Annotated in this window: 11 protein-coding genes; 4 read left to right on the forward strand and 7 right to left on the reverse strand. The window is 39.6% G+C overall.

Annotated features, from left to right (window positions below; translation table 11 throughout):
* Nucleotides 1–21: 21 nt before the first annotated feature.
* The 5 genes from MKY80_RS17315 to acsA form a co-directional block, all read right to left on the reverse strand.
* Complete coding sequence (locus MKY80_RS17315) at nucleotides 22–1,152, reverse strand: acetylornithine transaminase (protein ID WP_089985661.1); 1,131 nt, start codon at nucleotides 1,150–1,152, stop codon at nucleotides 22–24.
* Between the two features lie 73 nt (nucleotides 1,153–1,225).
* Nucleotides 1,226–2,011 (reverse strand): acetylglutamate kinase, encoded by a 786-nt coding sequence (gene argB, locus MKY80_RS17320; protein WP_089985659.1) that lies wholly within the window; start codon nucleotides 2,009–2,011, stop codon nucleotides 1,226–1,228.
* Entirely contained in the window at nucleotides 1,974–3,206 is a 1,233-nt protein-coding gene (argJ, locus tag MKY80_RS17325) for a bifunctional glutamate N-acetyltransferase/amino-acid acetyltransferase ArgJ (RefSeq protein ID WP_089985656.1), read from the reverse strand. Before argJ ends, argB begins: the two co-directional genes overlap by 38 nt.
* Nucleotides 3,207–3,244: 38 nt before the next feature.
* Complete coding sequence (argC, locus tag MKY80_RS17330; protein WP_043990207.1) at nucleotides 3,245–4,279, reverse strand: N-acetyl-gamma-glutamyl-phosphate reductase; 1,035 nt, start codon at nucleotides 4,277–4,279, stop codon at nucleotides 3,245–3,247.
* A 234-nt stretch (nucleotides 4,280–4,513) separates the two neighbouring features.
* Nucleotides 4,514–6,235, reverse strand: coding sequence for an acetate--CoA ligase (gene acsA, locus MKY80_RS17335; RefSeq protein ID WP_089985765.1), 1,722 nt, complete (start codon nucleotides 6,233–6,235; stop codon nucleotides 4,514–4,516).
* 335 nt (nucleotides 6,236–6,570) lie between these two features.
* Between acsA and MKY80_RS17340 the strand changes: the two genes are divergently transcribed.
* The 3 genes from MKY80_RS17340 to MKY80_RS17350 are packed head-to-tail and all read left to right on the forward strand — an operon-like array spanning nucleotide 6,571 to nucleotide 9,035.
* Nucleotides 6,571–7,203: a GNAT family N-acetyltransferase gene (locus MKY80_RS17340; RefSeq protein ID WP_008176754.1), complete on the forward strand. Its 633-nt coding sequence runs from the start codon at nucleotides 6,571–6,573 to the stop codon at nucleotides 7,201–7,203.
* A 24-nt stretch (nucleotides 7,204–7,227) separates the two neighbouring features.
* Entirely contained in the window at nucleotides 7,228–7,875 is a 648-nt protein-coding gene (locus tag MKY80_RS17345; RefSeq protein ID WP_342530443.1) for an acetoin utilization AcuB family protein, read from the forward strand.
* Nucleotides 7,875–9,035, forward strand: coding sequence for an acetoin utilization protein AcuC (locus MKY80_RS17350; protein WP_342530445.1), 1,161 nt, complete (start codon nucleotides 7,875–7,877; stop codon nucleotides 9,033–9,035). Before MKY80_RS17345 ends, MKY80_RS17350 begins: the two co-directional genes overlap by 1 nt.
* A 118-nt stretch (nucleotides 9,036–9,153) precedes the next feature.
* Here the strand turns inward: MKY80_RS17350 and ccpA are convergent, their stop codons facing one another.
* Both ccpA and MKY80_RS17360 read right to left on the reverse strand, forming a co-directional pair.
* Nucleotides 9,154–10,158 carry a catabolite control protein A gene (ccpA, locus tag MKY80_RS17355; RefSeq protein ID WP_008176748.1) on the reverse strand — a complete coding sequence of 335 codons (1,005 nt, stop codon included), beginning with the start codon at nucleotides 10,156–10,158 and terminating at the stop codon, nucleotides 9,154–9,156.
* Nucleotides 10,159–10,332: 174 nt separating this feature from the next.
* The gene (locus tag MKY80_RS17360; RefSeq protein ID WP_025116991.1) at nucleotides 10,333–11,418 is read right to left on the reverse strand and encodes a bifunctional 3-deoxy-7-phosphoheptulonate synthase/chorismate mutase; all 1,086 of its coding nucleotides are present in this window, start codon (nucleotides 11,416–11,418) and stop codon (nucleotides 10,333–10,335) included.
* Between the two features lie 174 nt (nucleotides 11,419–11,592).
* Here MKY80_RS17360 and MKY80_RS17365 point away from each other — a divergent pair, with 174 nt between their 5' ends.
* Entirely contained in the window at nucleotides 11,593–13,746 is a 2,154-nt protein-coding gene (locus MKY80_RS17365) for a cell division FtsA domain-containing protein (protein ID WP_008176744.1), read from the forward strand.
* Nucleotides 13,747–13,749: the final 3 nt, after the last annotated feature.

Genomic DNA, 13,749 nt, shown 5'->3' on the forward strand with positions numbered 1-13,749 from the left:
AGCAGATTCTTTGTCTTTATATTAATATAATATAGTCTTTAAAATAGCTACGGCTTCATCAATCTCTCCCTTCGTTACCGTTAATGGTGGCAATAAACGAATAACATTTGGACCTGCCCCCACTAACAAGAGACCCTTTTCCTCTGCCGCTGCGATATAAGCCGCTACTTCTGTTTCACCACAGCCAATTCCAAGCATTAAGCCTTGACCCTGAATGGTATAGTTAGAAGGTAAATGCGCTTTTAATTGTGCTACAATATACGCTGACTGATCTTGTACTTGCTGTAAAAATGCCGGCTCAAAAACATGGCTTAAGACAGCTTGAGCTACACTCATCGCAAGAGGGTTGCCACCAAATGTAGTGCCATGTGCACCTGGACTAAAGGTTGCATAAAGCTCGGCAGTTCCTAGCATTGCCCCTACTGGGAAGCCACCACCTAAGCCTTTCGCTAATGTCACAATATGGGGCTTTAACACAGTTTGCTCAAAGGCATAGCGTGTTCCTGTTCTTCCTATTCCTGTTTGTACTTCATCAATAATGAGTAATATCCCCTTGTCATCACATGCTTTCGCAATTGTGGTAGCGAATTCTAACGATACACAATTAACGCCACCTTCTCCTTGAATCATCTCCAGCATAATGGCTGCCACAGAGTCATCAATAGTAGCTTCTAGTGCGGCAGCATCATTGAATGGCAATATCGTAAATTTTTCAACGAGTGGTCCAAAGCCGTTATGTATTTTGCCTTGACCTGTTGCAGACATTGCTCCAAATGTGCGACCATGGAATGATTTTTCGAAAGTAATAATATGATTTTTCCCTGTATGTTTACGCGCTAACTTAATGGCTGCTTCATTTGCCTCCGCTCCACTATTACAGAAAAAAGCATGTGCAAGATGCGTATGAGCGATTAATTTTTGAGCCACCGTTTCCTGACCAGGGATATCAAAAAGATTCGATATATGCCACAGCTTTTCACTTTGCTCTTGCAGTGCCTGCACAATGGCAGGATGGGCATGCCCCAGACTTGCTACTGCAATGCCACTAGTAAAATCTAAATATTGTTTTCCTGTAGAATCCTCTACAACAGTGCCCTGCCCTTTGACAATTTGTGCACGACGTTTACCGTAGTTCCCGAATAAAGCACTCATATTATCATCTCCGCTATTATTTGAAATGGTCTTCTTTCAACATCTATACTTTTAATACGATCTTATTAGAACACTAGGTAGCATGAAGTTTGTCGGAAGTGACAATCGTAGTGCCAATCAATGTCTCTCCAACAATTTGCACAGAAGGTATACCTGCATATAAACAATCGATAGCTCCTTGTACTTTTGGAATCATCCCCCCATAAAGATGCCCTTGTTCTATCCATTGATGAATGAGAGAGGGCGTTGCCATTGTTTGATATTCATCGTAAACTCGAATACCACTTACATCTGTAACAAGTAATAAGCTATCTGCCCCTAAGGCTAATGCCATTTCACTTGCGACTGTATCACCATTAATGTTTAAAGCCAGACCTGCTTCACTTGCTCCAACACAAGCAATAACGGGTATAATTCCCACTGTCAATAAAGTTTCAAGTAAGGCTGTATTAATGGCTTTTACTGCTCCAACAAAACCATACACGTCTTTATCCAAATAATCCGCCACCATTAATTGACCATCAAAACCGTTTAGCCCAATGGCCTCAATGCCAGCACTTGTTAATTCATGAACTAAAGCAGGGTTAACCTGCCCGATCAAAGTTGATTGGACAACATTCATAGCTGCCTCATTTGTCACACGTATACCATTTAATGTATGCGATTCTATGCCTCGAGCAGCTAATTCACGATTAATAGCTGGGCCACCGCCATGAGTAATAATAAGCTCCACACCGCTATCTTGAAGCTTTTTAAAATTTATAAAAAAGTCTTTATTTAAGCCCTCTAGTGTACTACCTCCGAGCTTGATTACCATTCGTTTACGAGCGGTATGATGCGTTGATTTGGACGTAGTCATAGGTTAAGTCACATCCCCAAGCATGCCCCTTACCTTCACCCATACCAAGGGACACATATATTTTCACTTCATGCATTTTTAAAATTTGTATTAATTCATCCTCCGAGAAAGGGATTGGTTCGCCGTTTTCTACCATTGTAGCGCCACCAATTTGAATCGTAATTTTATCTGGATCTACAGCGGCACCACTATACCCTACCGCTGCAATAATCCGTCCCCAGTTCGCATCACAGCCAAAAACAGCAGTCTTTACAAGTGGTGAACCTACGACGGTCTTCGCAATCTTTCGTGCCTCTTCATCTGAAATTGCGCCAACAACTTCCACTTCAATAAGCTTGGTTGCCCCTTCCCCATCCTTAGCAATCATTTTTGCTAAATCTTCTGCTACTGTTTTCAATGTGTAATAGAAATTTAACCAATCTGGATGCTCAGGTGTTAACGTCTGATTTCCAGCGAAACCGTTCGCCAATACAACAACAGTGTCGTTTGTAGATGTATCCCCATCGACTGTAATGGCATTAAACGTGAGGTTGGTAATATCGGATAATGCACTTTGTAGTACATCAGATTCTATTTGGGCATCTGTCGTAATAAAGCCCAACATTGTTGCCATATTTGGTTCAATCATGCCTGAACCCTTCGCAACACCAGCGATAATGACTTCCTTGCCATCTACCGTTGTACTATAGCTTGTGTTTTTCATAACTGTATCTGTCGTTAAAATCGCCTGTGCAAAGTCAATGGCACTTTCTAAATTGTCCTTCGGTTCTAGCTGTTGAAGACCGTTTATTACTGGCTCCAACTTCATCATTTCGCCAATGACACCCGTTGAACAAACTCCCACTAATTCAGGAGCAATTCCTAGTTTTTCAGCCGCTTGCGCCTGCATGGTTTGGGCATCCTTCACGCCCTGCTTCCCTGTACAAGCATTCGCATTACCCGAATTCACGATTATCGCCTGCATTTTTTTTGTTGTGTAAACAACTTCCTTTGTTACTTTTAATGGGGCTGCCTGCACAGCATTTGTTGTAAAAACACCAGCAACACTAGCTGGTACCTCGCTTACTAAAATCGCTAAATCTTTCTTCTTATGTTTTAAACCACAATGTAACCCAGCTGCCTTAAACCCTTTTGGTGAAACGATATTTTTACTTGATAACTTTTTCATTACATTTATTGAAGTAGTAACTGTCATCCATAATTCCTCCTTATTTTTTCATCAAATTGGATGTGTTAAATAAAGAACGGTACGACATCCAGACCAGTCGTTTGGGGTAAGTCAAATTGTACATTCATATTTTGAATCGCTTGCCCTGCAGCCCCTTTGACTAGATTGTCAATCACACTAACTATCGTGGCACGGTTTGTACGAGCATCTACTTTCACCAAAATATCGCAATAATTGGATCCCTTAACACGATTAGTCCCTAAGCTAGTTGCACCTGTAACAATTCGAACAAAAGGATGCTTATCATAAGTCTCCTGCAGGCAAGCAACCAACTGAGCCTCTGTAACGCCTGCCGTTACAGGCGCATAGGATGTTGCTAAAATCCCTCGTGTCATAGGTACTAAGTGAGTATTGAAAGTAATACTTGTTTCTACATGAGCAAACATAGATAAGGCTTGTTCTATTTCTGGTATATGTTGATGTGTATTTACTTTATAGATAGAGAAGTTCTCATTCGTCTCGCTAAAATGAGTTGTTTGTGACGGCTTATTGCCAGCTCCTGAGATGCCACTTTTCGCATCAATCACTAAAAAGCTCGGATCAATTAAGCGTTCTTTCACTAGTGGTAGTAATGGTAACAACACCGCTGTTGGGTAACAACCAGGGTTAGCAATAAGAGTAGCTTGCCGTATATGCTCTGAATTCCATTCCGTTAAACCATAAACACTTTGCTGCACCGCATTAAATGGCGCTGCTTTTTTGCCATACCATGCTTCATAGCTTGCAAGGTTTTTCAACCGGAAATCACCAGATAAATCTATTAATTTCGGACCTGTGTTCACCAATGATGGTAATAACTTACTTGTTACGCCAGATGGTGTACTTGTAAAAACTACATCAAATTCCGCTAAAGTATCTTCCTCTATTTTTTGTAAAGGCCTATCAACAATCGTCATAAGATGACCAAATTTTGAAGAAAAAAGAACTCCCTCCTCGGAAGAAGTAAATAATGCTAGCTGCTCTACAGCCGGATGATTATGTAAAAACCGAATAAGCTCTAGCCCACCATAACCTGTTGCTCCAACAATTCCTACGTTCAATGCACTCACCTCTAAAATAAGTTAAAAATAGTATACGTCTGCATAAATATTAAGTCAACTGAATTTTTATTTATTTCTATATTTTTTTCGTACAACATGACGTCTCTTTAAAACACGTCTTCAGTATTGTAAATGCAGAAAAAAGAAGGCAAGAATCCTTTCAACGATTGAATGAACCCTTGCCTTCTTTTTATGCATATAATGTATAAATATCAATTGATGTCTTTTACTTTATCAATCTTCCATCGTCGATAAGTCACCCGTAGGTAAATTTAACTCCCACGCCTTCAGCACACGACGCATAATCTTACCACTGCGTGTTTTTGGTAGTTTTTCCTTAAATTCAATTTCACGTGGTGCAGCATGAGCCGATAAGCCTTTTTTAACAAAATCTTTTATATCCTCAATTAATTGATCTGAAGGTTCAACACCCTCTCGTATGGATACAAAGGCTTTTATGATTTCCCCTCGTACTGGATCTGGTTTTCCAATGACTCCTGCTTCAACAATATCTGGATGCTCCAATAGCTTGCTTTCCACTTCGAATGGTCCCACACGCTCTCCGGCCGTCATAATGACATCATCCACTCGACCTTGGAACCAGAAGTATCCGTCATCATCCATATAGGCAGAATCTCCAGATACATACCATTGCCCTTTTAAGAAATAAGATTCATAGCGCTCTGGATTGCCCCAAATTTGACGCATCATAGCTGGCCAACCCCGTTGAATAGCTAAATTCCCCATTGTAAACGGCGGTACTTCGTTACCAGCATCATCTACAATCGTCGCATGAATACCTGGAAGTGGTTTTCCCATTGATCCTGGCTTAATATCCATCGAAGGGTAATTACAAATCATATGTGCTCCTGTTTCTGTCATCCACCATGTATCATGGATTCGATGACCTAATTCTTCTACTCCCCAACGAATCACTTCCGGGTTCAATGGTTCACCGACAGATAGCACATGACGTAAAGATGATAGGTCATAGCTTTCAAGCAAGCCGCTCCCTGCCCCCATCAGCATCCTGAATGCAGTTGGTGCACTATACCATACCGTAACACCATAATCTTCAATGGCTTGATACCATGCTTGCGGTGAGAATCTTCCTCCAACAATCACCATTGTCACCCCATTTAGCCAAGGACCAAAAATACCATAGGCTGTTCCTGTCACCCATCCTGGATCAGCAGTACACCAATAAATATCATCCTCACGTAAATCAAGAACCCATTGCGTAGATTGGTATTGTTGAAGCATTGCATTATGAACATGTAGCACTCCTTTTGGAGCACCAGTTGATCCAGAGGTATAGTGAAGAATCATCCCATCTTCTCGATCTACCCATTCCATATCAAACTGAGCTGAAGCTTCTTTCAATCGTTGATTAAAGTCTAGAATTTGGGATGTTTCTTCAATATTTTCCCCTATTAAAAAGATATGCTCGAGATGCGGTAATTTAGCGATAGGTACACGTTCAAGTAATGCCGGTGTAGTAACTAATACTTTCGCCTCACTATCTGCTAACCGATCATACACAGCGGCTTCCATAAATGCTTCAAATAATGGTCCAACAATAACCCCCATTTTCAACGCACCTAATAATGAAAAATAAAGCTCAGGAGATCGTGGCATAAAAATAAATAAACGATCACCTTTTTGTAGACTAGTAGCTGTTTTAAGAACGTTGGCAGCCTTGTTCGTTAACCTTTTCATTTCATTAAATGAATACGCCTCTTTACGTTTTCCATCATTAAAATAAAGGGCAACTTTATTTTTACGATGTGTATCTGTATGGCGATCAATTGCCTCATACGCCATATTCACTAAACCTGTTTCGTACCAGCTAAATGCTTTTTCCGTATCAGCCCAATTATGAGACTTTGCCACTTCTTCATAATTCATTAAATGGTGCTGACCAGCAAAAGCCGTTAACTTCTCCTTCATTTTCATCCCCATGAAACTACCCCTTTCTTTGCTTTCACTTGAAACTGTTCATTTGCTATTTTCAACAATCCCCTCTGCTGAAATAATAAATTTACGTTCTAAGTAAAATATAGATGAGCTTTTGTTATATAACAGTTTATTACATTACAAATGATAGAATTCTTAATTACACTACTTTTATCTGTTAAATAACAGAAGCAATATATTATATTTTACACGAATTTAAAGAGATTGTCTTAATATTTTCACTTTTCCAAAAATACAGGTATATTTTGCAAAAATAAGCGTTTTTACGCATGAAATCAGCTATAATGGAATTATTAAACTCAGGTGGTGGCATTATGGAACATAAAAAAACTTTTTTTTCTGTCAAAAGGGAAACTAAGCATGGTACTGTGTATGTGGAAGGACCTGTTCCTCCAGAAAAATTAGCTACATATTCTTTCCATGAGGGCTTGGTTGCCTTTAGACCTCCAAAACAGCAACAACAAGCTATTATTGAAATTGCGGGGCTTCCTGAAGGGCGTATTGTTATTATTCGAAACGAAGATATCGTTGTAGGCTATGTGACCTATCTTTATCCTGATCCACTTGAACGGTGGGCAGAGGACCGAATTGATGACATGATTGAATTAGGTGCCATTGAAGTGATTCCCGACTATCGGGGAACCGGTTCAGGAAAGGCATTACTAGCCGTTTCATTTATGGGTGATGAAATGGAGGATTATCTGGTGATAACTACCGAATATTATTGGCATTGGGATTTAAAGGGGACTGGCTTAAATGTTTGGGACTATCGTAAAATGATGGAGAAGATGATGAGCTCTGTCGGATTCGAATATTTTGCTACGGATGATCCAGAAATTACATCACACCCAGCAAATTGTTTAATGGCGCGTGAAGGTAAACGCGTGCCTCCTGAAACAATTGAAAGATTCGATAGGCTTCGTTTTAGAAATCGTTTCATGTATTAAAACCAATACAAAGGGGATATGTATATGATCGTAGAAGAAATTATGAATGTGGAACCTTACACATTAGCTCCTACCAATACCGTGTTGGAAGCACTAAAGCTAATGCGTGACAAAAAAGTTCGCCATTTACCAGTTATAGATGAGGAACGTCACGTTCTAGGAGTGATAACAGAACGGGACATTAAAGAAGTTTTGCCATCATCTTTACAAGATGAACCCAATTCTCCTGTTTTTCAAGCAAAAGTAGAAGAAATAATGGTTAAGGATCCGCTTGTTGGTCATCCACTTGATTTTGTTGAAGAGGTCGCTCTTACCTTCTATGAATCTAAAGTAGGTTGTTTACCTATAGTCTCTGGAGAAAAATTAGTAGGAATAGTTACTACAACGGATTTACTCTATACATATATAGAGCTAACCGGTGCTACGGAACCTGGCTCAAAAATTGAAATTCGAGTAGCTGACACGCCAGGTGTTTTATTTGAAATAACAAAGATATTTCATCATCATCATGCCAATGTTCAAAGCGTCTTAGTGTATCCTGATTCTGAAAATACGCAAAATAAAATTTTAAGTGTCCGAGTAAAAACACTGAATCCTTTAGCTATGATTAAAGACCTTCGCAAAGAAGGCTTTGATGTACTATGGCCCAATTTACCAGGTGTTTCATTATAATGAAAAAGGCAGTATTCGTTTACTCGCCAGAACAACTCGGATATAAATTTTCAGATACACATCCCTTTAATCATAAACGCTTGACGCTAACGATGGATTTACTAAAAAATATAGATGCTCTCAATGATGTAGATATTATTCCAGCACGTGTTGCAACAGAAGAGGAGCTACTGCTTGCCCATGACCCTAAGTATATTGATATCGTGAAGAGGGCAGGACATGGTGAATTATCGGTAGCCCAATGTGAAAGCTATGGTATCGGCACAGAAGACACACCGATTTTTGAAAATATGCATGAAGCAAGTGCCCAATTAGTCGGCGGAACATTAACGGCCGTTGATTATGTAATGGAAGGTAAGGCTGAGCATGCCCTCAATCTTGGAGGAGGGCTACACCACGGTTTTCGTGGTCGCGCATCAGGATTTTGTATTTACAATGATAGTACGGTTGCCATTCGGTACTTACAGGAAAAATATAACGCCCGTGTACTATATGTCGATACAGACGCACATCATGGAGACGGTGTACAATGGAGCTTTTATGAGGACCCGAATGTTTGTACATTGTCTATTCACGAAACAGGGCGCTACCTATTTCCTGGAACAGGCAATATTACTGAGCGAGGCAACGGACAAGGGTATGGTACCTCCTTTAATTTCCCTATGGATGCTTTTACAGAGGATGAAAGTTTCCTAGAAATCTATGAACGATCTATGAGAGAGGTTTTCGAATATTTCAAGCCAGATGTTGTGCTCACACAAAATGGAGCAGATGCCCATTATTTTGATCCTTTGACACATCTTCATGGCACTATGAATATATATCGGGAAATTCCAAAGCTCGCACACCAATTAGCCCATGAATATTGCGATGGTAAGTGGATTGCGGTGGGTGGAGGTGGCTATGATATATGGCGAGTTGTTCCACGTGCTTGGTCCATGCTCTGGTTAGAAATGACTGATCAAGCGTTACCAACGGGACCTCTTCCACAGGCATGGCTTGACTTCTGGCAACCTGAAGCTCCCGTTCCTTTTATTCCAACTTGGGAGGACCCAAATCCTTTATATGAACCCATTCCACGTAAGACAGAAATAGAAGAAAAAAATGCTCAAATGTTAGCAAAAGCACTACACCTTATTCGCAATGAAAAACGAGATTAACACCTTTCCTCACGATTTTTCGTGGGGTTTTTTTCATTGGTTTAAAGCCACATTCCCTGCACTCCATTTTAAATAAAAAACACGCAAATCCTCGATAAGATTTACGTGTTCCTGAATATTATTTACTTTTGACTGATTGTCGATGTTCAATACGATGGGGTAAAATTACCGCCTCATCCTCGACTGGCTCCTTACTCATCAATTTAGTAAGTAAGCGCATAGCAACAGCACCAATGTCGTACAGCGGTAATGCAACACTTGTTAGTTGCGGACGAACCATTCGTGCTAGCTTAGAGTTCTCAAAGCTAATCACTTCGATATCCTCTGGAACATTTTTACCGGCGTCTTGTGCACCATGAATTAAACCAATTGCCAATTCATCACTGCCCGCAAAATAGGCTGTAGGTGGCTGTTCAAGCGCTGATAAAATCTCCCAAGCTTCTAAGCCCATGTCATAGCTAGATTCCTCAGCAGCAATTAATGCTTCATCTATTGGCAAGCCAGCATCCTGTAATGCTTTCTTATAGGCTGCTAGCTTGAATTTTCCGTTAATTGTATACGAAAGTGGGCCCGTTACGAAACCAATGCGTGTATGTCCATTTTGAATCAGTAAAGATATCGCTTCATAAGCCGCTTGGAAATAGTCAATATTGACAGTAGCTATTGTTTGCGATTCATCTACAGAGCCTGCTAATACAATTGGGACCGGTGAATGATCCATTGTTTGTTGCATCTTTTCTGTTACTTCATCACTCATCATCACAATACCATCTACTTGTTTGCCAAGCATAGTATCAAGTAACTGTAACTCTTTATCTTCATGTTGATCTGAGTTGGCTAAAATAATATTATAACGGTACATTGTGGCTATATCCTCTACACCACGAGCCAGCTCTGCATAAACATTGTTTGCAATATCTGGGATAATCACGCCAACTGTTGTTGTTTTCTTACTTGCTAATCCACGCGCTACTGCGTTTGGACGGTATTCTAATCGTTCAATTACTTCTAGTACTTTTTTTCGTGTTGCTGGTTTTACGTTTTGATTACCATTGACTACACGAGAGACCGTTGCCATAGAAACATTTGCTTCTCTTGCAACATCATAAATTGTAACAGTCATCGTACGTGCCTCCCTTTTTTCCTATTATAGCCTTATCATACGATAATTTTCATATTATTTTCAAGAAGAACTACGTAAAAACCAAGTACTAATAGTCCTATTCTAGACATTATTTTGTCACGATATAACAAACACCGCCTGCCAAAGTAAGCAAGCGGTGTTAGCTGTTAACAATTAAGCATGGATTTCATGATTTTTCATGAATTTTTGTAGTGTTTCATAGAATGCGTCGAATGTAGGGATGTCCATTTGTTGTTGTGAATCAGAAAGTGCTACAGATGGATCTGGATGCACTTCTGCCATAACACCATCAGCACCGATTGCAATGGCTGCTTTGGCACATGGTAACAATAAGTCACGACGTCCTGTTGAGTGTGTAACATCTACAAATACTGGTAAATGCGTTTCTTGTTTTAACACTGGTACGGCAGAAATATCTAATGTATTACGAGTTGCTTTTTCATAAGTACGAATACCACGCTCACAAAGGATAATATTTTCATTTCCTTTAGACATAATGTATTCCGCTGCATGGATGAACTCATCAATCGTTGCAGCTAAGCCTCGTTTTAGTAGGACAGGTTTATTAGTTGCACCTGCTGCTTTTAATAATTCAAAGTTTTGCATATTTCGTGCACCGATTTGAATCACATCAATATAATCTAATGCTTCCTCTAAATGACCTGGCGTCACAATTTCAGTAATAACACCTAAACCATATTCCTCAGACACACGTTTTAAGATTTTTAAACCTTCTAATCCAAGACCTTGGAAGTCGTATGGAGAAGTACGTGGCTTATAAGCACCACCACGGATTAGCTTTTCACCTTTTGCCTTAATAGAAGCAGCTACTGCAGCTACTTGCTCATAAGATTCAACGGCACAAGGACCAAATACGAAAGATGGCTTCCCTTGTCCAATTAATTCACCATTAATATTAATGACTGTATCTTCGGATTTTTTCTTACGAGATACAAGTAATTCTTTCTTCTTATCAGCTTCAAGTTGTTTTAAAGCTGTTTTAAAGATTTGTTTAAATATATAATCTACCGTCATTTGGTTTAATGGACCTTGGTTGTTTTCTTTAATAAGATCAAGCATGTGTCTTTCACGCAGTGGGTCATAGCGATTTACACCTTGTTTTTCTTTAATTTTACCGATTTCATCAACTACAGCTGCACGTTCGTTAATAAGACGAAGAATTTCTAAGTTTAATCCGTCGATTTGACTACGTAAGCTTTCTAAATCTTTTTGGCTCATGCTTTCTTGCTCCTCTCCTCATGACAGACACTTTCAGAACTCTGAAATGTATGTTACATTTTTAGATAATAGCAATATTATAATCAATGTTGTTCAGAATGTCACGCATTTTTAATTTAGCGCTTCAACTCGCTAAATTGAAATTGAGATATAACGCGAAAGGAAGCGATTACATTGAGTTCTAAATTATTTGCACTTGATATTGGTACACGCTCAGTGGTCGGCATTATTCTTCAAGAAGAAAATGACCATTATCATGTAGAAGATATTGTAGTGAAAGAGCATAAAGAACGTGCCATGGTGGATGGTCAAATACATAATGTCATGTATGTGGCAGAATTAATTAATACAATAAAATATGAACTTGAAGAGAAACACGGTCCTCTGACGAAAGTAAGTGTTGCAGCAGCGGGCCGATCCTTGAAAACTGAACAAGCTAGCGTGACGATCAATATACGTAATCGTCCTATTTTTACAGAAGAAGATATAAGTCGCTTAGAGCTCCAAGCAGTTCAACAAGCCCAACAGCAACTTTTACAACATAAAGAAGATGCCAAAATAAGCCATTATTACTGCGTAGGCTACTCAGTCCTCTACTATCGCTTGGATGGTGAAGAAATTGGCAGCCTCTTGGATCAACAAGGAGACGAGGCACAAATCGAAGTCATTGCTACGTTCCTACCTCGTGTTGTAGTCGAATCACTAATTGCCGCTTTAAAACGAGCTGATTTAGAAATGGAAGCATTGACATTAGAACCTATTGCAGCTATTAATGTCCTTATCCCTTCAACGATGCGTCGTTTAAATGTGGCTCTTGTCGATATAGGCGCGGGTACTTCTGATATTGCCATAACCGATAAAAGTACTGTTGTAGCCTATGGTATGGTTCCAACAGCAGGCGATGAAATAACAGAGGCTTTAAGTGACCATTATTTACTAGACTTTCCTGTTGCCGAAATAGCAAAGCGTCAGCTTCAAACGGCAGAAGAAATATTAATTCAAGACATTCTTGGTTTTGATCAGTATTACCCAAAAGCTGAAGTTTTATTAGCAATTGAACCTGCTGTCAAGCAGCTTGCAAAGTCCATTGGAGAAGAAATTTTACGACTCAATAACCGTGTGGCTCCAAAGGCTGTTATGCTAGTTGGCGGAGGTAGCTTAACACCTAACTTAACAACAGAACTTGGACTAGTCCTTGATTTACCAGCAAACCGTATAGCTGTTCGAGGCATTGATGCTATTCAAAACCTTACTAAGGAAGAGCATATCAAAGCATCGCCAGAGTTAGTTACACCAATCGGTATTGCCATAGCAGCGAAAAAAATGCCTATCCAATATATGAGTTTAACGGTAAATAATCAGGTGGTTCGTCTTTTTGAGCTAAAAGAAATGACGGTTGCAGATGCTTTTTTAGCGGCTAATATCCGTGCTAAACAATTGTATGGAAAACCTGGCCACGGCTTATCTATTAGTGTTAACGGACAAGATATATTCATTCCAGGTGGTCATGGACAGCCAGCTGAAATAATAGTCAACGGACAACAAGCATCAACGAAAACACTAATTAAAACAGGCGATGAAATTCAGCTAGTGGAGGGACAAGATGGACAGCCAGCCACAGTAACGGTGAGAGATCTTATTGATGATGCTGCAATCAAAACCATTACTATCCAAAATACAAAATATGTCATTGAGCCGAAAATTTCAGTCAATCACTCCCCCGCATCGCTGGATACAGTTTTGAATGATCGGGATAGTGTCGTTTTTGAGATAGCTGAAACCATTGAGGAAATTTTTAAAGTCACAAACAACTGGCATTTATTGAAGCAATTTGAGTCTTATACAATACATGTCGATGGACAGCCATTATTTTTACCTGAGTTTTCTTCCCAATTAACGATTAATGGGAAAACTACTAAATTGAGCTATGCTGTGCAAGATGGTGACATGATTAACTTTCAGCAGCAATCATTGCCAACTGTTCAGCGCATTGCAGACCAAATGAATCTTTTGCTGGAAGATAAAATCATCATTCATTTCCAAAATGAAGTAGTGGAGCTTTCCAAAACAGTACATGAAGCACTGGTCAATCAAATGATTGTAGCTCCTCTTTCAACTGTGCCCAATGGAGCCACTGTATTATTTACAGAGAAGGATCGCAGTCGTTGGATTTATCAAGATGTATTTCGCTTTTCTAATTGGCAGCTCCCAAGCACATTCAAAGGAAATTTCACGATTTTAAGAAACGGCCAACCTGCAAGTTTTGATATGGAAATTTTCGGTGGCGATCGACTTGAAATATTATTAGCTGAAACCCCTATCGCATAAAAA

The sequence above is a fragment of the Lysinibacillus sp. FSL R5-0849 genome, assembly GCF_038595075.1.
Classification (GTDB): Bacteria; Bacillota; Bacilli; order Bacillales_A; family Planococcaceae; genus Lysinibacillus; species Lysinibacillus fusiformis.